The following is a 26,953-nucleotide window of genomic DNA, read 5'->3' on the forward strand; positions in this document are numbered from 1 at the left end:
TAAAATGAGAAAAAAATAATGAAAATTTCGGAAAATGAATTGCTTGACTTTCTACCTTTTGGTGTAGCTCTAATACAAAAGGATTTGAGATTACGACTTGCCAATAATAAGTTCGCAGAACTTACCGGCATGAAACAAGATGCAAGCTTAAGAACTTCGGAGTCGAGATTTGCGAACACTGATGTAATTCTAAACATCAAGCGAGTTTTCGAATCCGGCGAGGAGGCAGTTCAATATGTTTCCGGTAGTCCAAACGAAATCAGAACAGACTATAATGTTGCGACTTTCATTCCACTTTTCGCCCAAAACGGTGATATCAAAGAAGTTCTTTGCATTTTCCATGGAACTGCAGAATCAGGTCATTGGCAGAAAGAATTCAACATTTTGTTTGAAAAAGTCCCGTGCTATATTTCGATAGTTGACAAAAATTTAAAAGTTCTTCGTGCTAATGAGAGATACCGCGACACTTTCGGCGAAAGTCATTGCATCTTTAACACCGAGCAATCCAAAAAACGTGGATACGAATACATGACTTCACCAACAGTTCTTGCATTTACCGAAGGTATGGAGCAAATTGGTGCTCAAGTCGGGGTGACCAAATCCGGCGAAAAAGCCCATTTGATGATTTCGACAATTCCAATTGCTAAAAATCCCGATGGCGTATCGCATGTAATGGAAATCGCTGCCGATATAACGGAATTGAACCAACTTCAAGAACAATTGCACCACGCACATGACTTTTATTCAGATTTGATTGAAAGTTCTGCCGATGGTATTGTCGCCTTGACTCATAGGGGTAAAGTTCAGATATTCAACTCTGCCGCCCGTGACATGCTGAAATGGTCATTACAACGGAAGCCCGGAATTCCAAAAATTCAAGAATTGATGCCAAAGGAATTCTTTGAAGATTATGACGAAGACGGAAGCATTATCAAAAACAAAGAATTCAATATCGTTGCTACTGATGGTTCGGAAATCCCCGTCAGAATGAATGCTTTCATAATCCGTACTAAGAAAAACGTAATGGGTAGAGTCGCTTTTTTGCAAGATTTACGCAAAATCAAAGAGCTCGAACATGAAAAATTGATGTTGGAACAAGATGCTGTTTCGACTACATTCCTTGCTTTGGAAAGCAACATCGATTTATTACTCTTAGAACAGAACAGATATTTAGACGATTACGAAAATCTTCGCAACACTTCTACTAAAGAAGTACTCGATAAAGCTTGGGCAAATTTGCGTACTAAATTCGAAATAAAGAACAAAATTATAAATATTTTTGTAACGATTGCCAAAGGCTATCAAATCAATTTTCAAAACCAAAATATTAACAAAATAATCGAAGAAGTTTATTCCGAATTCAAAGAAGTTGCATCATCTCAAAACGTGACCATCAATCTCAGTTTTGCCGGGAATTTAGATAAAATAAAAACTGACAAGTATGCCTTGTATTCATTGTTGCAAATTCTTATCTCCAACGGAATTGATGCTGCCTCAGTATCGGGAAATAACGGCAGGCTCGAACTGGCAGTTGGTATAGACAAGAACAAACTCTTAATCGAAATCGTTGATAATGGCGCTGTAATCCCGAAGGAATCATTAGAAAATTATTTCAAAATCAAAGAAAGCCGCGAAACTCGGTTGGGTTTGTTGACTGCGGCAATGATTACAGAATTGCTCAAAGGAAAGATTATCGCTCAATCAAGCACTCAAATGGGCAACTCGTTCAGAATAGAATTGCCCATCTAATAAATTTCTTTTTATTAAGGTATGTCTATGAACAGCGGTGCGTCGGGACCAACCGGCAATCCTAAGAGTATCCATATAATCATGAATATAGACCAAGCTATAAAGAACACGAAAGTATAAGGCAACATTACCGATACAATTGTGCCGATTCCTGCTTTTTTATCATATTTTGCAAAAAATGCTACTATCAATGCAAAATAGGACATCATAGGCGAAATTATGTTTGAGACACTATCGCCAACGCGGTAAGCCGCTTGGACAAACTCCGGGGAATAGCCCAAAAGCATAAACATGGGAATGAAAATTGGTGCCATCAGTGCCCATTTTGCCGATGCACTCCCCATAACAAGGTTCATTACCGAGGTGAGGGCAATAAAAGCTAAAATAAGCGGTATTGGTCCCAATCCTGACGATTGCAATACAAGCGCCCCTTCTACTGCAAATATTTTTCCGAGATTAGTCCAATTGAAGTAAGCTACGAATTGAGCTGCAAAAAATGTAAGCACGATGTATAGACCGAGTGCTTCCATTGATTTACCCATTCCTCGCATTACGTCCGAATCGCTTTTTATAGTTCCTGCACCAATTCCATATGAAATACCTGCAAATGCTGCCCCAAGGAAAATAAATGCAACGATACCGCGCATAAACGGCGAACGCAATACGCTGCGAACCCCTGTCTCTGGGTCAATATCACCACGCAGGAAGCCATCTTCGGGGATGACACCGATAGCTAAAACAACTGCAAATATAAGTGATGCAATAATAGCATACATCAGCCCCTTTTTCTCGCTTTGTGTTAGTTTCCGCAACTCTTCTTTTTCAAGCGTACCCTCATAATCGCCTAATCTCGGCATAACAATTTTCTCTGTAACCCAAGTGCCAGCGAGTGCAATCAATGGTACTGAAGCAACTAAAAAATAATAGTTTGAAGCGGGATTGACAGTATAACTTGGGTCTATGATTCGAGCGGCTTCTTCGGATAGCCCTGCTAAAAGTGGGTCAATTGTGCCTAATAATAAATTTGCACTATATCCACCGGAAACACCTGCAAAAGCAGCAGCAATGCCCCCAATAGGATGCCTGCCTACGGCATGGAAAATTATACCACCCAAAGGAACAAGCAAAACATAACCAACTTCGCTTGCAGTATTGGAAATAATACCTGCGAGTATAATTACGAAAGTCAATAATTTGCGAGGAGACGAAATAACAAGCAACCTTAAAGAAGTACCAATCAAACCCGAACTCTCGGCAATTCCGATACCCAACATTGCAACTAATACAGTACCGAGTGGAGCAAATGACGTAAAATTTGTCACCATCTTGGTGATTATCATGTGTATGCCTTGCTCGGATAATAAGTTTACAGGCTCGATTAATTCGCCCGTACTCGGATGGTCAGCTGTGAAACCAATCAAAGAGGCTATCCATGACATTATAACGACTGCAATAGCCAATAGTGCAAACAAAGTAGCAGGATGTGGGAGAGCGTTCCCTAATTTTTCGACAATCAATAAAAAATTGCCGATTAAATCTCGTTTGGTACTTTCTTTTTTAGTCATTCGTTTTGCTATTTATTGAAAAATCAAACTGAAATAGACAACAAGTGATTTGATTTATTTTTTAGTAAAAATAAAAATTATTAAGAGTTTTTAGGTAAGCTGAGGTAACTTGCGTCTCCGGTAACTTCCAAACCGGAATACTTTGCATGGTCCGAATAGATTAATTCCGAATTGCGACCCTTAAACTTGTAAAGTTCGAGTTCGATTTCCGAGTTCAAGGATTCAGTTACTCGTTCGAGCATTTGTTTTTCATACGGCGCTTTGAGCAATCCACCGGCAGCCCTTTTGACCTTCACATTTAGGATATATTTGCTGTCATAAACACGGAAATCAATCATTTCATCATTAATTTCCAAATGAGAAAGTTTCGCACCGGTATAAGTTGCAAATCTGTATAATTTATCATTCACCAACAGTCCCATCAACAAACCTTTGAAAGAGCCTACTACCCATGGAATTCTCGCTACCGAAGCCATGAAAGAAGTACCCTTATGCGTAAAGTGATTGCTTTGCATCCATACATAAGCGGACGGGAATGATTTGCCCCAATCTTTTTCAATGTAACCTTTGCCCCGAGCAAGAATATAAACTTTATCGTTGACTAAGAGTTTGCCTTCGATTTTGTGATTCATGCTCAATACGCCGTGATTGCATTCCATTGTGGGTACAAATCCGTACCATCCCATTGCACCGGGCGAAAAAGTTGTAACGGGCCAAGGAGTCAAATCACTCAATTTAATGTGACCGTAAGTTAATGAATCCTCTCGGCGAATATCAATAAAAATTTCGCGATTATTGAATACACATTCTCCGATTTGGATTTCAAAAGGTTTATCAGATGCTCGGAAATCTTTTAAATCAAATCGGTAATATGTAGTTTGGTTGCTTTTGCCATCAATGAATTGTATGAATGCGTGTTCTTTGGATTTGTCCTTGGATTTGAAAATTCCCGGGATTATTGATACAATGCTTTCGCCATTGTAGCTGACATTTTTGTAATACCAACCCTCGAAGAAAGTTCCTCGTTTGTTTGCACCATGATAATGCTCAGGATTCCATATTTTGCTCAAAAATGACATCGGATTTTTCAAATTCATATAAACAGATTTGCCAATACATTATTGCACATCATTTTTGCCAAAATGCACTAATTTTTGAACTATATTGTTTATTTTTACATAATAAATATCAACAAATTCAGAAAAAAATTGACCGATTTACAAATACACGAAATTTGCAAAAAACTTGTAGCTCAAGACGGCTTAGTAATTTTGCCCGAAGAGTTGTTCAGTTCTGCTTCTCCGTCACAAGCAAAAATAGTTATGGATTATTTGCCCAAATCCACATTGATTAATCTGCCTCATCGCGAAATCGAATTCTTCGAATGGCTCAAATTAGCCGATAGACCCGTATGGGATGACTTATGGGAAGATGAAGCAATCTCACCATACGTAGTAAGTATTGCTTTTTTGCCGTTCTTGATTTATTCCGATTATCGTGGTTTCTTAATTTGCGATTTGACCAAAAACGACAATTACTACTTCACCGAAGACCATATGGTGGACGATGAATCAAAGCTCTTGGTCGAATCATCGAAAACATTGTTCTTGGAAAAAAAGCAAATGAGTTTGGCTCAAATTCTCGCTTTGCAAATATCAGTCAGTCCGATTGACATTTGGCATTTCGCATTCAAAAGCAAAATTACGGTCGAAAGTGCAAAAAAAGCCGTTGCCGAACTTGTTGCCGATGGTGTTTTGGTGCATTTGAAAAGTGCAGAACATTTGACATCATTCATTGATTTGTAATATGCCCAAAATCCTCAAATTCGGTGGCACATCTGTCGGTACGGCATTTGCAATTAAGCAGCTTATTTCAATAATCAAATCCTCTCCCAAAGGTTCGGTTGCTGTTTTTTCAGCTTTTGCCAAAGTAACTGATTTGATTAGCGAATCTACGGAAATTGCATTGACCAATTTGGCAAAAGCTCAAGAATTCGTTTATAGAATTGAAATGCGAGCTTTAGGTTTGATAGAGGAAGTAATTACGGATTCTGAGCTAATCCGTCAAGCGGAGCATCAGGTACAAACTCATCTGAATGAATTGAATGAATTATTGGAAAGCATAAGTTTTTTGAAAGAATGCCACGGCTCGGCAATTGATTCGGCTCTGGCTAAGGGTGAATTGGTTTCCTCCACGGTCATTCATTTTGCACTGTTAGATTCAGGAATCAAATCATATCTTGCCGATTCGCGAGATTTTATGATAAGCGATAGCAATTATTGTCACGCAAACCCGCAATACGACTTGATTACCGAGAAGATTAGAAGTGAACTCATTGAGCCAATGATTGAAGGTGATTATCATATTGCTGTTACGCAAGGATTCATTGGGCGAAGCACACAATTGAAAACAACGACTCTTGGCAGAGGCGGTTCGGATTTTTCGGCATCAATAATTGGTGCTTGTATGGCGAAAAACGACTATGCAATTGATTCGATTGATATTTATACTGACGTTAATGGAGTGATGACAGCCGACCCGAGATTGGTCCCAAATGCCAAAAGTATAGACAAAATTTCAATCAGCGAAATGCTCGAAATGTCATATTTTGGGGCAAAAGTTCTTCATCCCAAGACTATTTTGCCGGCTTTGGAAGCCCAAATCCCTGTAAACGTCATGAATACGATGAACAGTGCCTTTTCTGGGACTAAGATTATCAACGAAGATGTTGACTCGGAATCTGCAATTCATTCGATTATCAATTTAAAAAATTTATATATTTTCCGGATTTCGGCTGACGATGTAAAAGCTTGTACAAATGAAGTGCATAATCTTTCGCAGCGAATAATGGCAACGAATTCTACGATTTTATATAGCTCAGTAATTGCATATAAGGGACTGATTATCGCAATGGTACCGGACAAAACAAATTTGATGGTGCTTCAGTCAAACGGAAAAACTCCCGAAGCAATTTTCGGATGTGCGATTACGGGTGAAAATTTGAGTTTGAATGATGATATAATGTCAATTTCCAAAATGGTTGAACTTGGCATCACGAAGCCGAAAATTGATTTCTACCAAAGCCCAACGGGCAACTCGATTATCATCACTTGTGATACTTCATTAGATTTGCAGCAGATTCACGACAAGTTGGTTATTCGGGCAATTGCTCAATAACACCACCGCCAAGGCAGTATCCATTATCGTAAAAAATAGAAAATTGTCCGTCCGCAATCCCCTGGTCGGGTTCGTCCAATTCTACTAATGCACGGTTATCGGGTAACAGTTGAATTTTGCAATTGTATTTCTGAGCTCCATGCCTTATTTTAACTTGCAAAGTATCGGTCGCGGGTGCAGTGGTAATCCAATTCAAATTATAAACGGCAAATTTATCGTGCGAGGTCTTGTTAGTTTGGCTATCTTTTGAAATGTAAACTATATTTTGCTCAATGTCCTTTTTGACAACATACCAAGGACCGCCACTCAAACCCAATCCTGTCCTTTGTCCGATAGTATGAAACCAGAAACCCTTGTGTTTGCCAATCGTTTTGCCGCTTTCGATTTCGACAATGTCGCCAATTTTCTCGCCAAGATGAAATTTGATGAAATCATTATACTTAATTTTTCCCAAGAAACAAATCCCTTGCGAATCCTTGCGCTGTGAATTCGGTAAATCAAAATCCTTAGCCAATTGCCTAATCTGAGCCTTGTTATATGGTCCGAGCGGAAAAAGAATCTTCGAAAGCTGCGATTGGTCTAAATATGTCAAAAAATAAGTCTGGCACTTCACAGGGTCAGGCGATTCCTTCAAATAGAACAATCCGTCAACTTCTTCGATTGCGGCATAATGTCCCGAGGCAACTTTATCGAATTTCTTGAGCAAATCAACTTTCGAGAAAAATTGACCAAATTTGATATGACGATTGCACATAATGTCCGGGCTTGGCGTCCTTCCGGCTTTTAGCTCAGTAATCGTGTATTCGACCACAGTATTGAGGTATTCCTCCTGCATATTTACTATTTCGAGCGGAACTCCGGCAGCATCGCAAACTTTCCGTGCAAAATCCAAATCCTCTTCCCAAGGGCAATCACCCAAAAAAGCAAGCTCTTCCTCAAGCCAGATTTTGAGATAAAAAGCCGTCAATTCATGCCCTTGCGACTTGAGCAAATTTAATGCTACTGAGCTGTCAACTCCACCTGATAACAAAACTGCAATTTTCATTTTATCTATTATGCCCTATTACGTCTATATTTTGAATGATTCTCGGTTTGATAAATACGAAAATCAGCAATTATTATTAATATTGTGGCGTATTTTCTTGAAAATATTGTAATAATAAGTTATTTTTGAAAGAGTTAATTAAAAATATGTTAGGTACGATATGAAAACGAATATTTTATACAGATTTTTTCTTCCCGTAATAGCTCTAATTTTAGGGTTCAACTGCACTCTTCAAAGCCTTGAAGTCCAAACAACATCGAAAGATAAGCTCCGAGACCACGTCAAGTTTTTAGCAAGCGACCAATTGAAAGGCAGATTTCCGGGCACTCCGGAAATGAAACTCGCCGAAGATTACATTGAAAATCAATTCCGTTTGGCAGGTTTGAAAATGTTCAAAGATTCATACAAGCAAGAATTGGACGTTGTTATCGGCAAAGAACTCGGCGACAGCAATATTGTAATCGTCGAAACAACAATCATCCGCCCGGGAATTCCAAAAGAGCGTTTGCCTCGCGTTGCTCAACCATGGACAGTAGGGCAGGATTTTATGCCACTTGCATACAGCCAAAATGCGAGCGTCAAAGCAGAAGTTGCCTTTGTGGGTTTCGGCATAAGTGCTCCCAATCTTAATTATGATGATTATGAAGGAATTGATGTTACCGGCAAAATTGTAGTATTGCTCAATGAAACACCCGATGGCGAAAAGCCCGATACGGAATTCAACAACTTTCGCAGTTTGCGCTACAAATTATCAAACGCAAAAAGCAAAGGAGCAATCGGAGTAATAATGGTGAAAATTCAAGGTGATTCGATGAACGTTTTCGAGCGTCTGAATTTCGAGAATATCGGCAGTGAAGCGGGCATAGTCGCTGTCCAAGCATGGAGACAGACTTTGTCAAAATTATTTACCAAAGAGCATCCACTGCAATTACTCGAAAACACTATCATGAAAAATAAAAAGCCAATGAGCATGCATATCCCCAACACCGAAGTCACTTTGCAAACAGATTTGAAAGACTTGAAAGCACCGACTCATAACATTGTAGGATATGTAAAAGGGACAGATAGCAAATTAGCAGACCAATATGTCGTCATCGGGGCGCATTATGACCATCTCGGTTATGGCGGTCCGACTTCGCAATATCGCGGAAAGCGCCAAATGGTTCACAACGGTGCTGACGATAACGCATCTGGAGTAGCCGGATTAATCGAGTTAGCTCATTATTTCGCTGCAAATCCTCCACGCCGCTCATTGATTTTTGCAGCTTTTACAGCTGAAGAGACAGGTTTGAATGGTTCGCGCTATTTTACACAAAACTCTTTTGTAGGTATGGAAAATATTGTCGGAATGGTGAATTTGGACATGATTGGAAGACTTCGCGCCGATGAATTGACCGTGTTTGGCACTGCAACATCGCCCAATTTCGCCTCTGTGATTGATTCGCTCGAACCTTTGAACAAATTCAAATTGATTCGTGCAAGCGATGCTTACGGACCGAGTGACCATGCAAGTTTCTATTCTAACGATAAGCCCGTGATGATGTTCTTCACAGGTTTGCACGAAGATTATCACAAGCCGACCGACACATGGAACAAACTTAACTACGAAGGTTCGGCGCTCGTAGTTGATTTCATTCGCCAATTTACTCAATCAATCGCTGATTATCCCGCACATTTTGAATTCACTGCCGTTACTACGGCATCCAGTCATCAACCAAGACGCGAAAGCGGATATGCTGATGTTTGGTTCGGTATAATTCCCGATTTTGAGGAAAGCCCGCTTGGTTGCAAAATCGGTGGTGCAAGTCCCGGAAGTCCCGCAGACAAAGCAGGTTTGCTCAAAAATGACATTATCACGGAAATTGAAGGTACAAGCATCAAAAATTTGCACGATTTTATGTACAAAATCCGCGAATTCAAAGCCGGAGATGTTCTCAAAGTGAAAATTCTACGCGGTGAAGAAAAAACTGAAATGATGTTTGATGTGACTTTGACCGCAAAAAAATAAATAATGATTCAGTTAGTTAATCGCAGAATTTTCAACAGTAATGGAAATTTAATACGTACAGACATCAGATTCGACGACGAGTTGAAGTCTTCTGTGCCTGTCGTGGTCTTTTCGCATGGATTCAAATCCTTCAAAGATTGGGGTTTTATTCCTTATGTCTGTGAGCAATTCGCCGAAAGTGGTTTCATTGCTGTCAATTTCGATTTTTCATTCAACGGCATCGTTGACCCTGTCGCCATGCGTTACGACGAAACGATGTTTTCGCAAAATACTGTTTCGCAGGAAATTGCCGATTTGAACACAGTTCTCGATTTTTTATATAAGGAAATTAAAAATACTGTCAATCCCTTCCCCACTTGGAATGGAGTGATTTACCTTGCCGGACATTCGTTAGGTGGGGCAGTATCGCTATTTACAGCTTCTAAGCGAAATGATATCGCAGGAATTGCTTCTTGGGCTGCTGTTTCGCAAATCAACCGAAATACCGAGCGGCAAAAGAAAATTTGGAAAGAGCAAGGATTTGCCGAAGTGAAAATTCAGCAAACGGGACAAATTTTAAAGCTGAATTATTCATACCTTTTGGATAAAGATACCAATTTTTCGCAAAATGCTGTTATTGATGCATGTAAATCAATTCAATGTCCGGTGCTTGTATTGCATGGTCGTATCGATATTACGGTCAAACTTTCCGAAGCATATGAAATATATGACAATGTTAAACATATCAATAATTCCGAAATAAACGTCATTGAACATACGGGTCATACTTTTGGTGCAAGACATCCATTGGATGAACCCGCGAAGGAATTGATTGAAGCAACAAGTAAAACAATAGAATTTTTTAAATTATGAAAATATGTAATCTAAGTCTGCTACTAATTATACTGACATTGTCCGGGTGCGAAATATTTGTCATAGGTAATAAAATTGAAGTATTGCCTACGGTGAATTTGACCCAGGAATCGGCATTGGGAGCAGTGTATCTTTTCAAAGCAGAGTTAGATAGCAATAACATCCCGGCGGCTTCGCAGATTTTGGCACACAAAGACGGTAGTATGATGAGTGCCCTTGAGCGCTATGACAACTATTTCAACGTAGCGAGATTGAAAAGAATGCTCTATATGCGTCCCGTCACGGCAGTTGAAGTTGACACGCTTCAATCCAGAAAATTCCTTTGCACTATCGAATATGATTACATGAAACTCGTGGGCTACCAAACCGCTCAAATTGCTGACAGATGGTACATCACGGAATATAGCCCGACTGATGTGAAAATTGAACCCCTTGACTACAGCAAATTTCAACCAAAAGAGAAATAATCCCTAAGGCACAAGATGAAAACTGCATATATATGCGACGCAATTCGCACACCAATAGGCAAACACGGCGGCACACTTGCTTCCGTTCGCCCTGATGACATGGCTGCACTGACAATCAGAGAATTAATCAAACGCAACCCACAAATTGACCTGTCGCGAATAGACGACGTGATTTTGGGAAATGCCAACCAAGCGGGCGAAGACAATCGCGATGTAGCTCGTATGGCGTTGCTGCTCGCAGGATTGCCGTGGTCTGTACCGGGTGAAACTGTCAACAGATTATGCGCCTCGGGGATGTCCGCCGTGATTCAAGCATCGAGAGCAATTGCAGCCGGAGACGGAGATTTATTCATCGCCGGAGGAGTCGAAAGCATGACGCGCGCTCCTTTCGTGATGAGCAAAGCCGATGCCGCCTATTCCAGAAATGTGCAAATTTACGACACTTCGATAGGGTGGCGATTTGTAAACCCGAAAATGAAAGAAATGTACGGCACCGATTCCATGGGCGAAACCGCAGAAAACGTCGCCGAACAATGGAAAATCAGCCGCTACGACCAAGATGAATTCGCATTCAATTCGCAAATGAAAGCCGTCGCCGCTAGAAACAGTGGCAGATTGGCAAAAGAAATCGTCGGAGTGGAAATAGTCGGCAAGAAAAGCAGCACCACATTTGCCGAAGACGAATTCATTCGCGATGAAAGCACAGTCGAAACACTGTCGAAACTCAAACCGGCATTCAAAGCAGTCGGCTCGGTCACCGCAGGCAACGCATCAGGCATCAATGATGGCGCCTGTGCATTAATCATCGCTTCGACGGACGGCATTTCGGACAATAAAATTACACCACTGAGCCGCATAGTAGCATCAGCCGTCGTAGGCGTCGAACCGCGAATAATGGGCATCGGTCCGGTGGAAGCCGCAAACAAAGCCCTGAAAAAAGCCGGATTGACATTCGACGACATGGACCTAATCGAGCTAAACGAGGCATTCGCCGCACAAAGTTTGGCATGTTTGAACGAATGGGGCATCGCAGCCACCGACAGCAGGCTCAATCCCAACGGTGGAGCAATCGCCTTAGGTCACCCATTGGGCATGACGGGCGCCAGATTGCTCACCACAGCCACCTATGAACTTATCGAACGAAACGCTAAGTATGCCCTATGCACCATGTGCGTTGGCGTCGGTCAAGGTTACGCCGTAATTATTGAAAGGGTGTAGTTCTTTAATTCATCCGATGACTCTCATTCATTTTATCCGATAATTCAAAAAGCAGTTCTCTGTAACACCCAGTCATCGGATGAATAATAACTATATACGATTACTCACAATGCAATTCATCCGATGACTCTCATTCATTTTATCCGATGACTTAAAAAGCAGTTCTCTGTAACACCCAGTCATCGGATGATTAAAAACGCATAATATTTGTTGCAACAGCAACAGCGTTCTGTGCGAATGTCTTCTACCCTGAAAGGGTTAAATATCTGTAAAAATATAACGCAGGTGCGTGTTCACTTTACCCCGAAGGGGTTAAATATTTATGAAATAGATATTCAAGCCCTTCGGGCTTGTTTTGGTTGCATATGCTTTGTTCCCCGCATTTCATACGGGGTTATTCATATTCAAGCCCTTCGGGCTTGTAAGAGGGCGAGTATGCTTCGCTCCCCGCATTTCATACGGGGTTATTAATATTTAACCACTTCGTGGTAAAAAACCATAACCAAACCCCAATCCCCTAAACCCAAACCCCAAGCCCCTAAACCTCTAACCCTATACCCTTACTTACACCATTTTCCGCATTACAAACCAGCCACCGAAGCTTGCGAAAAGGAGTCCGAGAGCGATTAAGCCCCATTCACCGAGAGTGGGGATTGTGGTGAAGATGCGTTGCTGACCGTAAAAGACGACTTCGGCTTCGGATTCATCGGTTGTGATTAAATATGCACGAACATAATATTTTGTACCTAATTGTAAACTCGTCAGATTTGTAGCGAAAATCGTTGAATTGCCACTCGTTGGTCCGGCGCCTTGTTCGGTTATTCCGTCGTTGTCTAAGGTTGTTGGCATTGCCGATGTTGACCAAACGACACCTTTTTGGGTAACATCGTTATCGTCTTCGGTTAAATTGATTGAACCGCCGCTTATTGCTGAATTATTTGTGATATTATAAACGGGTTGGGTTTTAATCCAAGGTGTATTCTGTCCTTGCGCCTGCAGAAATCCTTCTTTATTTATATATAATGAATTAATTGAAAATCCTGCAGAAGTTTGACCAAAAGTTCCAAAATTTTTATACTTCGAATTCTCTGATTTACCACCACCGCCCGGAAATACATCGGTTTGCTTGGTTTGAGCTGAAAGCAATAAACTCGATAATATTAGACTTAATAAATAAATAATAAATTTCATTTCTTTTCCTTTTGTTAAAAAGCTATTCCATACTATCTACAATTGATTTAACATGTTCGATAGATATTGGTCTCTTAAAAATTTGATTTTTAGAATCTAATAAGAATATTGTAGGTGTTGCAAAAACAAGATAATCCATAACCGGTCTCGAATTCCACTTTTGATAATCACAGTAACTAATGAATGGAAATTTACTTGAATACTTTTTAAATTGGCTCTGCTCTGTATCCAAAGATACAAAAATGACTTCAATACTTTTAGACTTCATTTTATCGTAAAGATTCATTAAACTACTTAATTCGGATGTACACGTTTCACACCAACTTGCACCAAAAATTATTAATTTATATTTTGAATTAATTTGAGATAGGCTCGATGCAGAAGTAAAAGGTACTCCATTTTTGAATATATCATCATTAAAAACAAAATCAGGAGCGATTTTCCCTTCTTTCATTTTACGATAAGTTTCAAATCTTTTTGCAACATTTGTATCTAACAAACATGATTCATTTGATAACATTGCCAAAGCTAAATATTCAGAGGACTTAATCAAACTCCGCTTTTCGAACATATTAAACAGATACAGAGCTGTTTTACTAAGTAGAATATTATTTCGACTTAGATTTTCGATAATATAGTCAATCGAAATATTCATTTCGTATAGTATTGAGTCAAATGCAATATTCATTTTTTCAATTAAAATAAAATGACAAATTAACAAATCTTGATACAAACCACTTCTGATTAATTTCAAATCATCTAAATCAATTTCACGAAATTGTTCGACATACTTCGGAATATCTTCTTTAGATATTTTAATTGAATTAGACATGTCATCAAGCAGTTTTCTTTTAGGTAGATACCACGAAACATAAGTTGCCTTTTCCAGATTAATCAAATAATTATAATCATCGTACTTGATGCTTTCAATTTCATCATCAATTAATTTCTTATAATTTCTATCTTTATTCAATAAGTCAGAATGATCATATAATTGTTGCAGATATCTCCATGCAGAAAGTGCATTCTCGCGTTGAGTGTGCTGAACTGCGTATTCTTTGAATATTTTATTTTCATAACTATTTGTAAAATCCACATTCAATATTTTATCAGTATAGGTAATATTTACATTGATATCCAATTCGTGAAGAACCAAATAAAATCCCGTAGTATCTGATATTTTTATATATCCAATCCCGGTGTAATCTTCAGGATATTCAAGCACGAAATTACCATTACTGTCAGTTTCAGATTGGCTGAGTAAATAGTTCTCAAGACCATTGAAACCATAAAGTGATATTTCTTCATGAATATGAGATTGACAATAACCTGTCAATTGACGAGCGTCAACTTGATAAATGAGTAGACTTAATACTGACAATATTAATATTAAATATAATTTCATCTTGCATCAATTCTTTAAAAATAATTATTCATCCTTAATACAACGAACAGACATACCATGCGCTTTTCGACCTGATTGCATCGCTTTGGTACCATTGCTGAGTATTGTCAATGCTCGTGCTAAATAGGTTTGTGTACCGGGTGTGCTACTCCAATAACTTCCAAGAAGAATGCCGGAAAAATTATACACAATTGAACCGTCTGTGCTTTCTCGCATGCCTGAATATGGCAATTTCAATGGTGATTCGAATGGAGTACCGGACCAAGAACTTATTTCAGTGTTCCATTCAGTTTCGGTTGGGATTCTGAATCCGGCGGGACATGGATTGTTAGGTCCACTTACTCCCTGCCACATAGAGTTAGAAGATGGAGAAAGCCAATCTTCCGTGCTTTCATTTATAATAAATTTTGCATCCCAACTGTTCCCCAAGTTAGGAACTGCTGTACTGGCAAGTGTCGTACTCGTTGAACTTGTAATTACCTGATGCCCCTCAGCAGCCCTTCCCCATTGATAAAGTTCCCCAAATGATGCGGCATCAGTACTACTTGTAGCAACTTGCGAAGCGCCCAAATTACGATTCATCCAAGTTCTTCCACCACCACTCACAACTGTTCCATAATCCATACTTACGATAAATGTGCACGTGCCTCCACTATTATATGCAGTAGCTGTAAAAGTACTACTTTGATTGGCACCGGGAGTACCGTTTCCATAAAGAACTACAGTATTATTACCGGTAGATACAAAATTGCCGGTGCCACTAAAGCTATAACCGTTCAAAGTGTTTGTTGTAATGCTCCATGCACCTTTTTGAGTAACGTCAGCTTGTAAAGATACATAATTTGATGAATTAAGAGCGACTCCTTGTAAATATTCACCGCTTACAGTTGTATTTGAACAAGACGAACCGGACCCAATTGAATATGCAGATGTATAACGTAAACTACCTGCTCCAAAAGAAATTTCTTTCCATTCAAAATCTGTTGATATAAATGAATAAAACTTGTTATCATCCGAATTAAATACCAAATAGCCGTTTATCGGGTTATTGATAGCTAATATTTGTGCTTGAGTCAAACTTGGGACGGCACCAGTCGTCCACGAAGTTGTACCGTCCGAATTTGACATTAAATGTTGATTTTCAGAACCCTTTGCAGTTGGTAAAGTGTAGGTAGTTGTACCAGTTCCAACCGTAACAGAAGAAAACGCACCACTATTCGGAGCAGTAGAGCCAATTTCACCGGGTGAAGCCCAACCCTCATCAGACAAATGATTTGCTAATAAAGAAAAAGGTACATTAGTAAGTGGTGTGCGTGGTAATTTTGAGCCATCAACCACAACTTCGAGCCATGGCGAATAAGTTGCAAACATCCCTGCGGTAAAAGCATCATCGTTACCTGTTCCTGTGCCCAAGAATACAGAATACAATCCCTGAATTACGTCCACCGTTTTTGTCGCGGCTGTTCCTGAGGGCCATAATTTGGTACCGCCAGTCTGAGAGCTGTAAATCGCAAATGTAATAGACATTCCGGTTTGAATAATCGGCAAGTTGTTATTATCGAGAAGCTTTCCCTGATAAGTAATAGTAGTGGGCTGAGCAAATGTGAACAAAGTGAAAGCGAAAAAAACTGTTAAGTAAGTTAAGTACTTCATTTTGGCACCATCGAATAATTTTAAAATTCAAGCTATTTAAGATTCAAATATAACTATATTTTGTTATCGTTGTAACTTAAAAAGAAATTTATTTACACATTACTTGTGATAGTATTGTCTAATAATTTTTATCCTGGCTGAGAAGCACTGACATCAGCATATTGCTAAAATAGAGGACAAGCTTCTGCAAACTATCTTGATTCGTCAACAAGATTAGGTAGAAATAATCAAGTACAATGGAAAGGAATTTATTCTTCTTTAGTTCAGAATGACGGGAAAGTTATATATTCAAAACCTTCCGAAGCTTTGGAACCTTCGGAAGGTTGATTTTTATTTATAGATATTCAAGCCCTTCGGGCTTGTAAGAGGGCGAGTATGCTTCGCTCCCCGCATTTCATACGGGGTTATTAACATTTTATCCCTTTGGGATAAAGACCCCAAACCCCAAACACCCAAACCCCCAACCCCAAGTCCCTAACCACTATCCCCTATTTACATAATATTTTTGGCATGGTATTTTCACACTAATGTATATGTCGCAATTTAGTGACATTTTTTCTTGTAATTAATGACATATTGACAATAGATGACAAAATTTCACATAATTTAAAACAAATGGAGTTATAAAATGAGTAAGATAATTGGAATAGACTTAGGGACAACGAATTCATGCGTTTCTGTAATGGAAGGCTCGTCGCCCGTAGTAATAGCCAATAGCGAGGGAACAAGAACAACGCCCTCTATGGTCGCATTCACCAAAAATGGAGAACGTCTGGTTGGGCAGCAAGCTAAGCGCCAATCTGTAACAAATCCCAAAAATACTATTTATTCGATTAAGCGCTTTATGGGCAGAAGATTGAACGAAGTGACCGAAGAAGCCCAAATGGTACCTTTCACTATCGTACCGTCGGAAGATGGGCAGTCACTGCGTGTTGACATTGACGGTAAAAAGTATTCGCCACCCGAAATTTCTGCGATGATTCTTCAAAAAATGAAGCAAACTGCCGAAGATTACCTCGGACAAAAAGTCACAGAGGCTGTAATTACCGTTCCGGCATATTTTAATGATTCGCAGCGCCAAGCTACAAAAGATGCAGGCGAAATCGCAGGATTGACTGTGCGTCGTATTATCAACGAGCCGACTGCTGCTGCATTGGCTTATGGTTTGGACAAAAAAGGGCAATCAATGACCGTTGCGGTTTATGACCTTGGCGGCGGTACTTTTGACATCTCGATTCTCGAAATTGGCGACGGAGTGTTTGAAGTGAAATCAACTAATGGTGATACACACCTTGGTGGTGACAACTTCGACCAACGTTTGATTGACTTTTTGGCAGATGAATTCAAGAATCTCGAAGGAATTGATTTGCGAAAAGATGCAATGGCATTGCAAAGACTTCGCGAAGCTTCGGAAAAAGCAAAAGTCGAGCTATCACAAATGCTCCAAACTGATGTCAATTTGCCGTTCATAACTGCTACTGCAGACGGTCCGAAGCACTTAAATATCAATTTGACACGCGCCAAATTTGAAAATCTTTGTGCAGATTTGTTCGAAAAAACTTTAGGACCTTGTGAGCAAGCTCTGAAAGATGCCAAAATGACACCTACCGATATCAACGACGTGATTTTGGTTGGTGGTTCGACTCGTATCCCGAAAATCCAAGAACTTGTCAAGAGATTCTTCGGCAAAGATGCTTCACGTGGAGTTAATCCTGATGAAGTCGTTGCAGTTGGGGCAGCAATCCAAGGTGGCGTACTTTCGGGCGATGTAAGCGACGTATTGTTGCTTGACGTCACTCCTTTGACTTTGGGTATCGAAACCCTTGGTGGAGTAATGACACCGATGATTCCTGCAAATACGACGATTCCAACTCGCAAATCGGAAATATTCTCGACTGCGGCAGATAGTCAAACGTCGGTTGAAATCCATATTTTACAAGGCGAACGCTCGATGGCACGCGATAACCGCTCACTCGGCAGATTCCACCTTGATGGTATTCCACCGGCTGCGAGAGGAATTCCGCAAGTTGAAGTAACTTTCGACATTGACGCAAATGGTATTTTGGCAGTTGCGGCTAAGGATAAAGCAACGAATAAAGAACAAAATATCCGTATCGAATCTTCAGGTGGAATGTCGAAAGAAGAAGTCGAAAAAATGAAATCTGACGCTCAAAAATACGGAGAAGAAGATAAAAAACGTAAGGAAGAAATTGATTTACGCAATCAAGCCGATGCACTTGTTTATTCGACTGATAAGCAAATGAAAGATTTGGGCGACAAAATAACACCGGCGAACAAGGAAAAAATCGAAGCCGCTAAGACACGATTAGCAAATGCTATCAAAGACAACCCGGGCGATATTCGTTCGGCGATGGATGAATTGAACAACGCATGGTCTGCAGCATCTTCGGAAATGTACCAAGGAGCAGGCGGTCAAGCACAAAATCCGGGTGGCGAACAACAGCAAGAGCCGAAAAAAGATGATGGCGTAGAAGAAGCCGAATATACTGTCGTTGATGACGATACAAAGAAAGAGAAAGAATAGAACTTATATATATCACTGATTTAAAAAGGGTTGCTTCAAATGAGGCAACCCTTTTTTTATTGAGATAAATTTTTGTAACTTTTCAAAATTGTATGTGTTATAGTATTTATATTTGTAACATAAATATAATTTAAATGGAGTTAAAATGAAAAGAATATTGACTTCGATTTCGATTCTGGCGATATTATTATCATGCACTAATACAAAGGCTTCAGAGCCTGTTTGGGAAATTATAAAACTCACAGACGACGAGTATACGGGTCATCATTTTGAAGTGCTAAGTTCTTTCGAATCAGACCATCTTTTTGCAGCTCGCTCAATGATACACATTTTTGTTAAGGACAGGAATCCCATTCCATTGATTAAATTCACAGATTGGGACACTTATTTACACGATGTTTCATACAAATCAAACAGCGCAATAGTTACTTATGGTTGGTATTTCAATTTTGTAACTCATCCATTGACAGAGTATTCAATTGTTTTTTATGTTATACCAAGAGATACAATTCTTGATAAATATGAGTTATTTTACGAATGGGAAACACATTGGTACGACCAAGGAGTTTTTGGCAACCACAAAACTATTTATTCAAGTGTCAACGCAGAAGGAAACGGAATTTTAGTACTTGAGGAATGGTCACAAGTTAAAAAACTTACTAATTGGGAAATGACAGATTTTAGTTCAATTTCAGGTTATACACCACTTTTTGGGGTTTTCCATAAAGATACTCATTTTGTGGTGTGTAAGGCTAAAAACGCCGGAAATGTTCTAATGAAAAGTAATACCGGAGCTGAATGGGTATTCGTAGGTGAAATTGCAGGCATAGATGATACTCGTGAACAATTTTTTAATAAATTATTGATACTTAATGATTTAGAATTTTATGTTATTGGAGAAAAGGGTTTCTATTATTCTAAGGATGCAGGACAAAGCTGGAAATATCTTAAAGTTACAGAAAATAAAATTAATGGTGCTGATTTCCGAAATGAATCTGAATTAATCTTATGTGGAAATAATGGATTTCTATGTAAAGTAAATGTCCAAAATTACGAAACAATGTACTTTGAATCTTTAACTAATCAAAATTTACTCTCAATTCATTTTTCTGAACCTAACGTCGGATGGGCAGGTGGTGAACATATGACTCTTCTCAAATATTCAACGCCAGTTAATGTGGAAGAACAAATAGGCGATGATTTATCAGATTTGAGAATTATGCCAATTCCGGCAAGTGATTATGTTGATATTTATGTTGGTGATGAATTATTCGACATTGAAAATAATACTGTCGAAATAATAAGCCCATTTGGCATTGTGATGACAAAGCAAAATATTGATATTCGCTCCGAAAATTCGATGCTTAAAAGGCTTGATATTTCGAAATTTCCACAAGGTATTTACTTTGTAAAATTCGGAAATAAAATCAAGAAATTCATAAAAATATAACTATTTTATTAGCAAAGCGACCCAGGCACAATCAGTATCATTAAACGACAAAGCGATTTTTGCCGTGAGTTCGAGCATATGCTTAGCGTTTTGTGCTTGGATGCTATGATAGTGTAGAGCTATCGAAAGCATTTCGGTATATTCACCGACGGAAGCGTAGCGATTGAAAGTTTCCATTGATGCATCGTGAACTTCGATTTCGGACAAATATTCATCTACAAATGCCTTAGTCGGAATAGCTGCACAACTTGCGAGTTTTCCGATATCATTAGCAGATAGAATAAATGAATTGCGAATTTGCTCCGGAATTGCAGAATAGCCAATCGGGTTAGCATGCTTGGGCTTTTCAAGTTCAAAAATTGCGTCTCCCGATGCGCGAGTGTACCACGAGCCACCATTTCGCCCGACGTGGTCAATCAATTGCGGGTCAATTGCGCCGTTGTTCAGAATTGATTCGTCCACATGGAACATTAAAATCTCGCAAACGGCTAAATTCCCTGCTGATGGACCGTCGCCCATTCCAAACATTTGACGGAGCTTGCATTCCATCTGAAATGGGGATTCTTTCACTCTGAACGGTTTGATTAATTTCGATTCAATCGGAGTAAAGCCTGTCACCTCGAATTCGTTCACTTCGGGAGCGAATTCGGATGATGCCAGATTCATTTGCTCAAGCATATCGTATGTCACCGCTTGGATTACACATTCGCCATTTTCCATCAAATTATTATACGTGTCCTTTGTTTTGTTGGTTCTGCCGCTTCGAGATGGCGAAAACACTACAATTGGTGGATTGGAACTGAAAGCATTATAAAATGAAAAAGGCGATAAATTGGGGATTCCGTCATTAGACATTGTTGATACAAATGAAATCGGGCGTGGTGCTATTCCGCCTTGCATAAGCTTTTGGACATCAGGAATTGATAATTCTTTAGGATTAAATTGAAGCATTTTTTTCTCTTTATTTAATTAATTATTTATTTATTTTCTTTTTTGATAATATTGAATAATCGGAATTCGAATAAACAATTCTATTATTCAAAGTGCCGAGCATGTCAATTTTAAGCGAAATTTCGTCGTTGGGCTGCAACCACACAGGAGTGTAATTTTCGCCTGATTCTTTAGCAATTCTGGTGCGTGTGCCGTTTAGCTCCAAATAGCAGCCTGTTCCGACAGTTCCCGAGCCGATTACCTCGCCGGGACGTATCGCAACGCCGTAAGAGACTCGCTCAATTATTTCTGCAAAAGTCCAAGTCATATCGGCGGTGTTGCCCGATGAAATCAGCTCACCATTGTGATAGGCTTCCATTTTCAGATTATATTGATTGCCGAACGGGGTTGAAGTTTTATACTCTTCGAGTTCGTCCGGAGTGATGAGAAATGGTCCCAGCGTAGTCGCAAAATCCTTGCCCTTAGCCGGTCCGAGATTTAATTTCATTTCCTCCATTTGCAAAAGCCGCGCAGATAAATCATTCATAATTGTAAATCCTGCGATATAATTATCTGCCTCGCCGGAAGGGACATTTTTGCCGGTTTTGCCGATAACAGCCGCCCATTCGAGCTCAAAATCAAGCTTTTCGAGATGGTCCTTTTCTACCCAAATATCACCTTCGCCAAAGATTGCGTTATGATTGGTGAAGTAAAATATTGGGTATTCGTCGAATTCAGGAATCATTTCTACTCCGCGATTGCGGCGAGCCGATTCTACATGCTGACGAAAAGCATAAGCGTCGCGGCATGAGGGTGGATTGGGAATTGGGGAAATGAGCTTTACTAAATCTGTATCAGGATTTATGCCCAAACTAATAATTTTTTGCTCAATTTCACGAACAGTTTCCATTGCTTCATCGCCGGATTCGATAATTCCGAGAATCGTGTCAGGGATGCTTTTACCGATTATTTGTGATGCGGCAATTAAATTAAATATATGTCCTGAAATATTTATTCCGGGAATATAATTACCTTTTGAGTTTATGTAAGTTACTAATTTCATTATATCTTAAATTAATTATTAATATTATTTATCAAATCATTATAAGCGTGTTCGAAAACTTGACACGCATATTCGGTTTGTTCTTCGGTTCCGGTCGAAATTCTGACACAATTTGCCAACCCAAAAGGCTTGCAATTTCTTACGGAAACACCATGCTCGGAGGTATGCTTGCAAAAATCAGCTGCAAATTGTTCCGATTCCATAATTATCATCACAAAATTGGCGTATGGATTGGCATATTTAATTCCAAGTTTGTCGAATAATGCCAAAAACATTTTGAGGCTGATTGAATTAATCCTAATCGTTTCGGTTAAAAATTCGTCATCGCTCAGAGCGGCGACTGCGGCTTTTTGTGCCAAAAGACTCGGCTCGAAGGGTAATTTCACCTTGTACAAAGTGCTGATTAGCTCTTCGGGTCCGATTGCATAGCCCACTCTCAGTCCTGCCAAGCCATGCGTTTTTGATAAAGTTTGGAGAACGATTAAGTTTGGCAAATCATATTGCAAACCATTGACGTAGCCTTCGTGTTGAGCGGCATAGTAAGAATAGGCTTCGTCGAGCACAATCAAAATATTATCCGGTATCTGAGCCAAGAACCAATCTAATTCATCTTTCGGAATCATCGTCCCTGTCGGATTGTTCGGATTTGAGATGTAGATGATTCGTGTATTTGGGTGAATTCTCGTCAGGAGCTTCTCCAAATCATAGCCGTAATTCAGCAGTGGCACACGGTTTAGCTTTCGCCCGTTTTTATGCGTTTTGACATAAATCCCGGCGAAAGTTCCCCGCGAAGTCAAAACCCGCTCGTTGATGTCCGAAAAGGCATTGACGATGTGCGCCATGAGCGATTCGGAGCCATGTCCGCACACGATTTGATTCGGGTTTTTGTCAAACTTTGCGGCTAAAGCAGCCACCAAATCAGTGGAAGCGGGATCAGGGTAAAGCCCGATACCGCTCACTGAGTCCATAATCGCCTGAATCACTTTCGTCGAAGTCCCAATTGGGTTCTCGTTCGACGCAAGGCTGAAAACCATCTTCACGTCATGCTTAAAAGCTGCCTCGCGGCGTTGGTTGCCGGGCTTGTAAGGGTCAAGAGCCTTTATGTATTCAGGTATAATAAGTGACATTTCGCAATCATATTATTTTTCAATATATAAGTTACGAATTATCTGTGCAATTCTTTTATTCGACGTTTAATTTCTAAATTTACGCAATTGAATCCCCAGTCTATTTCACCACATTCAGTAGTTGGACATGCTTGTAGCCGTTTTGTTCGGAGACGAGCCAATAGCTGCCCGAAATGATATTCTCAGGTAAACGCAAAGATGTCGAGTACGAGCCTGATTCGACGAAATCGCTATAAAAAGGGCAAACTTCTCGTCCTGACAAATCGGACAGATACATTTTCAGATGCCCGGAAGTCGCAATTTCGTATTCGGCAACGAAGTCCGAGCCGTATGTAACCGGGTTCGGAAAAATCCGCTTGGGCTTCACTGATGGCGAATTAACTGAGGAAATTACTTTTGTGCCTCTTAATAGTTGTGAAGGCGATACAGTATAGAAATAAAGTATCTCAGAATCAAAATAAGCCTGAACATTTGATATCTGATTTGTTGATTTTATGTCACTATCAATTTGAAACTCAGGTTTAAACCAACTATTACCCTTATCTGTTGATTTACGAAACCCGAACCACGAACCCGAAATAATAATATGACTGTCATTATGAACTAGATAAGAAGATACTCTTTGTTTGGGCCAAATGGTTTTCGATGTAAATTCCCATGTTTTTCCATCGTCATAAGTTTTGCAGACTATGGTTGTATCCCTATCGTAAATAGTAACATAAATGTTACCGGCTCCAAAAGCTTCGTTCTCATCTAAATAATAAATATACTCAATATGTTTGGGAACTTCTAACAATTTCCAAAAACTACCTTCGAAATCTGTATGGTAAAAATAATTCATCGTATCCTTGTTAGGTGTTTTCTTAACTATTCGACGCATTATTATACTATTATCTTTTTGCAAAATTAAATCTGTAAGATTCCATTTATTAGTGATATAAGTAGGTACCGGAAAAGCTTGCCAACTTTTACAGCTATCTGACGATTTCATTATATGGTAGCTTGTACCCGCCATTTCTGACCATATCGATGTAGATGTAAGAGCCTTTTCCGGATCTAACATAATAAATGAATGATGCTTATAATCGTCAATTATTGGGTATTTTGTAAATGAATCGCCAAAGTCATCAGAGCGAATTATTTTACCATTACTTGTAACAATAATTATCGTTCCATTATTATTATATTTGCAATTTTCACCTCTATAATGAGGATAGTAAGCAGAATCGGAAGATTTGAAAGAGGTATCGGCATAAACTTTTGTCCACAAAAAACCACCATCAGTAGTCTTTTCAAGTATTATTCCTGTACCATTATCATCGGTTCTTAATAAGATGCAATTAATTTCATCCAAACAGGATAAACAACTTGGATTACTTGGAATATTTTTACCAAAAGCATAAGCATTTTCAATCTGATAAATTTCTTCTGAAAATAAATTATCAAATGGAAATAAAATCAATAAAAATAATAAATATTTCATAATGATTCCTCACAAATTGTGGGGTCAGAAGCTTGGCTATTTGAAATTCCTGTGAAGCCCACAAAAATTGCAGAAAATTGGGCAATTCTAACCATCTCAAGCCTCCGAATTAGGCGATTGCTTAAAGCGGCACTTTCGGGACTCAAACTGAACCTGATACTCGGCTTTCTGTACTTGTTAAGTACATGTGACAAATTCATAAAGACTCCTCAAAATTTCAAAAATAAAATTTCAAAAACTTCACATCTCTATATGTAAATAACAAATCAAAATGCGTTTTGTTACATTTTGATGCAATTATTTTTAAAATATTTTGCTTTTATTTTGTCTATTTTGCTTAGAGCTTGGTCAGCACTTGAAACTGCGTCGTTAAAAAAGTGAATGTGAATTATCAGCACAAATGAATTAATTCTCATAATAGACTTTTACTTTTTCCGAATTTAGCCTCGTTTTGAGCCAAGTCTCGATTTTTTCACGGTCCTTGTCCGGGAGTTTTTTCCCTTCCAAAGTTAACACTACTAAGTCAACTCTTTCGGGCTCGGGCTGTGATTCGATAAAAATATACGTTTCGGCATAGGAGCATTTCACCACCTGCGGATACATAATTTTTACTTCGTCCAAAATTTGACTCCCAAGATATTTTCTATCTTCGTAGCTCTGAATCTCGCGGTCTTTTTCCTTTACAATCAGATTCAATCTATTCATTTCAGCTTTCAAATCGTTTGCTTCGTTACTTTGTGTGGCAATCTCATCGAATGAGAAGCCTTGTTGATACTCAATTGTAGCTTCTTCAAGCGAGAAATCATTTGCTCTGTCACGGATTATAAGCTTCTGTTCATCCGACAAAGTGGCGCCGCCATAAATCAAGAGCAATTTCCTGTTACTTGCATCAATATCGTGCTTCAACAAGTAGCTTCCCTCCACAACGTTGATTCTCTTAACAAAGTCGTTAGCATTGCCGACAAACTTTTCCTTCTGAACGAGATTATATCCGAAATAGATGCTGGGAATCAAGACAATCGCAATGACAAGGGAAATTAGACGATTTACACGCTTTTTTTGGTCGGCATCAACCAAAGTTCTGATTGGGAATTGCAGAATTTGCGATATGACGACCGATGAAATGGCGATGAAAACAGTATTGATGGTGAATAAGTAAAATGCACCGAAAAAGAAGTTCCACTGCCCGGTAGCCAATCCGTAGCCCGAAGTGCAAAGCGGTGGCATAAGTGCAGTCGCAATCGCCACGCCGGGTATGACGTTGCCTTTCTGACGACTGCTGATGGCTACGATACCGGCAAGACCGCCAAAAAGTGCAATCAGTACATCGTAAATCGAAGGGCTTGTACGTGCCAACAATTCTGAATGAGCTGTGGAAATTGGTGTAATCGCAAAATAAGCGGTTGAAGCTATCAAACTTGCTATAACCGCAAAGGAGAAATTCTTGGCAGCTTTGCGGAATAAGGGCATATTATATGTCGCAATGCTATAACCCATGCCGTTTATAGGTCCCATCAATGGCGAAATTAACATCGCTCCGATGATTACTGCGGTCGAATTCATATTCAAGCCGACTGAGGCTATGATGATAGCGAACGCCAAAATCCAAAGGTTTGTACCCTTGAAGTTCAAGTCCTTTTCGATAGATTCGTGAATCTTGTCGAAATCATCAACTTCGCTCTCAAGATTTATGTAGCTGAAAATCTTATGAACTAAGTCAAAATGTATCATATAGCCCTACTCCTTTTCCATTTCACAAATTCATTTTACATGACTGCCAAAATTCAATGCCAAATATAAGAAAATTTATTCAAATATGAACAAGTAGGAAATTAGATATTATTTAATAAGAAAATAAACATTATTTAATATTTATTTGAATATTTTCCGATTTTATTAGCAAATATTTTTTTTTTCGGATAATTGTTATTTATAATGAAATAGAATATATGCTAATTAAATATTTATTATCTATTTTGTAATAAATAAATATTATTGTTTTAATAAATTTATAACATAAAAAAA

At 39.1% G+C, this 26,953-nt stretch carries 21 protein-coding genes; 9 read left to right on the forward strand and 12 right to left on the reverse strand.

Features of this window, described 5'->3' with window-relative positions; translation table 11 throughout:
* Window positions 1–18: 18 nt before the first annotated feature.
* The gene (locus M9949_11120) at window positions 19–1,749 is read left to right on the forward strand and encodes a PAS domain S-box protein (protein ID MCO5251952.1); all 1,731 of its coding nucleotides are present in this window, start codon (window positions 19–21) and stop codon (window positions 1,747–1,749) included.
* A 14-nt stretch (window positions 1,750–1,763) separates the two neighbouring features.
* Here the strand turns inward: M9949_11120 and M9949_11125 are convergent, their stop codons facing one another.
* The gene (locus tag M9949_11125; GenBank protein ID MCO5251953.1) at window positions 1,764–3,314 is read right to left on the reverse strand and encodes an AbgT family transporter; all 1,551 of its coding nucleotides are present in this window, start codon (window positions 3,312–3,314) and stop codon (window positions 1,764–1,766) included.
* An 80-nt stretch (window positions 3,315–3,394) separates the two neighbouring features.
* Window positions 3,395–4,411, reverse strand: coding sequence for a tocopherol cyclase family protein (locus M9949_11130; GenBank protein MCO5251954.1), 1,017 nt, complete (start codon window positions 4,409–4,411; stop codon window positions 3,395–3,397).
* A 111-nt stretch (window positions 4,412–4,522) separates the two neighbouring features.
* Between M9949_11130 and M9949_11135 the strand changes: the two genes are divergently transcribed.
* Both M9949_11135 and M9949_11140 read left to right on the forward strand, forming a co-directional pair.
* Entirely contained in the window at window positions 4,523–5,119 is a 597-nt protein-coding gene (locus M9949_11135; GenBank protein ID MCO5251955.1) for a hypothetical protein, read from the forward strand.
* 1 nt (window position 5,120) lies between these two features.
* The gene (locus M9949_11140; protein ID MCO5251956.1) at window positions 5,121–6,491 is read left to right on the forward strand and encodes an aspartate kinase; all 1,371 of its coding nucleotides are present in this window, start codon (window positions 5,121–5,123) and stop codon (window positions 6,489–6,491) included.
* Here the strand turns inward: M9949_11140 and mnmA are convergent.
* A complete protein-coding gene (mnmA, locus tag M9949_11145) occupies window positions 6,469–7,536 on the reverse strand; it encodes a tRNA 2-thiouridine(34) synthase MnmA (GenBank protein MCO5251957.1) in 1,068 nt (355 codons plus the stop codon). The genes M9949_11140 and mnmA overlap by 23 nt on opposite strands.
* Before the next feature lie 160 nt (window positions 7,537–7,696).
* Here mnmA and M9949_11150 point away from each other — a divergent pair, with 160 nt between their 5' ends.
* The 4 genes from M9949_11150 to pcaF are packed head-to-tail and all read left to right on the forward strand — an operon-like array spanning window position 7,697 to window position 12,081.
* A complete protein-coding gene (locus M9949_11150) occupies window positions 7,697–9,544 on the forward strand; it encodes a M20/M25/M40 family metallo-hydrolase (GenBank protein ID MCO5251958.1) in 1,848 nt (615 codons plus the stop codon).
* Between the two features lie 3 nt (window positions 9,545–9,547).
* Complete coding sequence (locus M9949_11155; protein MCO5251959.1) at window positions 9,548–10,396, forward strand: alpha/beta hydrolase-fold protein; 849 nt, start codon at window positions 9,548–9,550, stop codon at window positions 10,394–10,396.
* The gene (locus tag M9949_11160; protein ID MCO5251960.1) at window positions 10,393–10,863 is read left to right on the forward strand and encodes a hypothetical protein; all 471 of its coding nucleotides are present in this window, start codon (window positions 10,393–10,395) and stop codon (window positions 10,861–10,863) included. Before M9949_11155 ends, M9949_11160 begins: the two co-directional genes overlap by 4 nt.
* A 15-nt stretch (window positions 10,864–10,878) precedes the next feature.
* A complete protein-coding gene (gene pcaF, locus M9949_11165) occupies window positions 10,879–12,081 on the forward strand; it encodes a 3-oxoadipyl-CoA thiolase (protein ID MCO5251961.1) in 1,203 nt (400 codons plus the stop codon).
* 564 nt (window positions 12,082–12,645) lie between these two features.
* On the opposite strand, the gene M9949_11170 is transcribed toward pcaF, so the two are convergent.
* From M9949_11170 to M9949_11180, 3 genes are read right to left on the reverse strand one after another with little or no spacing between them, the layout of a single operon-like run.
* On the reverse strand, window positions 12,646–13,272 hold the full coding sequence (locus M9949_11170) for an IPTL-CTERM sorting domain-containing protein (GenBank protein MCO5251962.1): 627 nt from the start codon (window positions 13,270–13,272) through the stop codon (window positions 12,646–12,648).
* 22 nt (window positions 13,273–13,294) lie between these two features.
* On the reverse strand, window positions 13,295–14,653 hold the full coding sequence (locus tag M9949_11175; protein ID MCO5251963.1) for a TlpA family protein disulfide reductase: 1,359 nt from the start codon (window positions 14,651–14,653) through the stop codon (window positions 13,295–13,297).
* A gap of 48 nt (window positions 14,654–14,701) precedes the next feature.
* Complete coding sequence (locus tag M9949_11180; GenBank protein ID MCO5251964.1) at window positions 14,702–16,330, reverse strand: hypothetical protein; 1,629 nt, start codon at window positions 16,328–16,330, stop codon at window positions 14,702–14,704.
* 628 nt (window positions 16,331–16,958) lie between these two features.
* On the opposite strand from M9949_11180, the gene dnaK reads away from it, so the two are divergent.
* Together dnaK and M9949_11190 are read left to right on the forward strand one after the other, a co-directional pair.
* Window positions 16,959–18,875, forward strand: a complete 1,917-nt coding sequence (gene dnaK, locus M9949_11185) for a molecular chaperone DnaK (protein MCO5251965.1) — start codon at window positions 16,959–16,961, stop codon at window positions 18,873–18,875.
* A gap of 145 nt (window positions 18,876–19,020) precedes the next feature.
* Window positions 19,021–20,325: a T9SS type A sorting domain-containing protein gene (locus M9949_11190; GenBank protein MCO5251966.1), complete on the forward strand. Its 1,305-nt coding sequence runs from the start codon at window positions 19,021–19,023 to the stop codon at window positions 20,323–20,325.
* On the opposite strand, the gene M9949_11195 is transcribed toward M9949_11190, so the two are convergent.
* The 6 genes from M9949_11195 to M9949_11220 all read right to left on the reverse strand — a co-directional run bounded on the left by M9949_11195 (window position 20,326) and on the right by M9949_11220 (window position 26,659).
* Entirely contained in the window at window positions 20,326–21,276 is a 951-nt protein-coding gene (locus M9949_11195) for a flavin reductase family protein (protein ID MCO5251967.1), read from the reverse strand.
* Window positions 21,277–21,298: 22 nt separating this feature from the next.
* Window positions 21,299–22,318 (reverse strand): fumarylacetoacetate hydrolase family protein, encoded by a 1,020-nt coding sequence (locus tag M9949_11200; protein MCO5251968.1) that lies wholly within the window; start codon window positions 22,316–22,318, stop codon window positions 21,299–21,301.
* Between the two features lie 11 nt (window positions 22,319–22,329).
* Window positions 22,330–23,445 carry an aminotransferase class I/II-fold pyridoxal phosphate-dependent enzyme gene (locus tag M9949_11205; GenBank protein MCO5251969.1) on the reverse strand — a complete coding sequence of 372 codons (1,116 nt, stop codon included), beginning with the start codon at window positions 23,443–23,445 and terminating at the stop codon, window positions 22,330–22,332.
* Window positions 23,446–23,545: 100 nt separating this feature from the next.
* Window positions 23,546–24,928 carry a hypothetical protein gene (locus M9949_11210; protein MCO5251970.1) on the reverse strand — a complete coding sequence of 461 codons (1,383 nt, stop codon included), beginning with the start codon at window positions 24,926–24,928 and terminating at the stop codon, window positions 23,546–23,548.
* Window positions 24,925–25,128, reverse strand: coding sequence for a hypothetical protein (locus M9949_11215; GenBank protein MCO5251971.1), 204 nt, complete (start codon window positions 25,126–25,128; stop codon window positions 24,925–24,927). Before M9949_11215 ends, M9949_11210 begins: the two co-directional genes overlap by 4 nt.
* 205 nt (window positions 25,129–25,333) lie before the next feature.
* Window positions 25,334–26,659 (reverse strand): TIGR00341 family protein, encoded by a 1,326-nt coding sequence (locus tag M9949_11220; GenBank protein MCO5251972.1) that lies wholly within the window; start codon window positions 26,657–26,659, stop codon window positions 25,334–25,336.
* Window positions 26,660–26,953 lie beyond the last annotated feature (294 nt).

It is taken from the genome of Candidatus Kapaibacterium sp. (genome assembly GCA_023957315.1).
Taxonomy (GTDB): Bacteria; Bacteroidota; Ignavibacteria; order Kapaibacteriales; family UBA2268; genus PGYU01.

Coding starts and splice junctions, on each gene's coding strand:
- M9949_11120 (MCO5251952.1), top strand. CDS start 19: ATGAAAATTTCGGAAAATGAATTGCTTGACTTTCTACCTTTTGGTGTA.
- M9949_11125 (MCO5251953.1), bottom strand. CDS start 3,314: ATGACTAAAAAAGAAAGTACCAAACGAGATTTAATCGGCAATTTTTTA.
- M9949_11130 (MCO5251954.1), bottom strand. CDS start 4,411: ATGAATTTGAAAAATCCGATGTCATTTTTGAGCAAAATATGGAATCCT.
- M9949_11140 (MCO5251956.1), top strand. CDS start 5,121: ATGCCCAAAATCCTCAAATTCGGTGGCACATCTGTCGGTACGGCATTT.
- mnmA (MCO5251957.1), bottom strand. CDS start 7,536: ATGAAAATTGCAGTTTTGTTATCAGGTGGAGTTGACAGCTCAGTAGCA.
- M9949_11150 (MCO5251958.1), top strand. CDS start 7,697: ATGAAAACGAATATTTTATACAGATTTTTTCTTCCCGTAATAGCTCTA.
- M9949_11155 (MCO5251959.1), top strand. CDS start 9,548: ATGATTCAGTTAGTTAATCGCAGAATTTTCAACAGTAATGGAAATTTA.
- M9949_11160 (MCO5251960.1), top strand. CDS start 10,393: ATGAAAATATGTAATCTAAGTCTGCTACTAATTATACTGACATTGTCC.
- pcaF (MCO5251961.1), top strand. CDS start 10,879: ATGAAAACTGCATATATATGCGACGCAATTCGCACACCAATAGGCAAA.
- M9949_11170 (MCO5251962.1), bottom strand. CDS start 13,272: ATGAAATTTATTATTTATTTATTAAGTCTAATATTATCGAGTTTATTG.
- M9949_11180 (MCO5251964.1), bottom strand. CDS start 16,330: ATGAAGTACTTAACTTACTTAACAGTTTTTTTCGCTTTCACTTTGTTC.
- dnaK (MCO5251965.1), top strand. CDS start 16,959: ATGAGTAAGATAATTGGAATAGACTTAGGGACAACGAATTCATGCGTT.
- M9949_11190 (MCO5251966.1), top strand. CDS start 19,021: ATGAAAAGAATATTGACTTCGATTTCGATTCTGGCGATATTATTATCA.
- M9949_11195 (MCO5251967.1), bottom strand. CDS start 21,276: ATGCTTCAATTTAATCCTAAAGAATTATCAATTCCTGATGTCCAAAAG.
- M9949_11200 (MCO5251968.1), bottom strand. CDS start 22,318: ATGAAATTAGTAACTTACATAAACTCAAAAGGTAATTATATTCCCGGA.
- M9949_11205 (MCO5251969.1), bottom strand. CDS start 23,445: ATGTCACTTATTATACCTGAATACATAAAGGCTCTTGACCCTTACAAG.
- M9949_11210 (MCO5251970.1), bottom strand. CDS start 24,928: ATGAAATATTTATTATTTTTATTGATTTTATTTCCATTTGATAATTTA.
- M9949_11215 (MCO5251971.1), bottom strand. CDS start 25,128: ATGAATTTGTCACATGTACTTAACAAGTACAGAAAGCCGAGTATCAGG.
- M9949_11220 (MCO5251972.1), bottom strand. CDS start 26,659: ATGATACATTTTGACTTAGTTCATAAGATTTTCAGCTACATAAATCTT.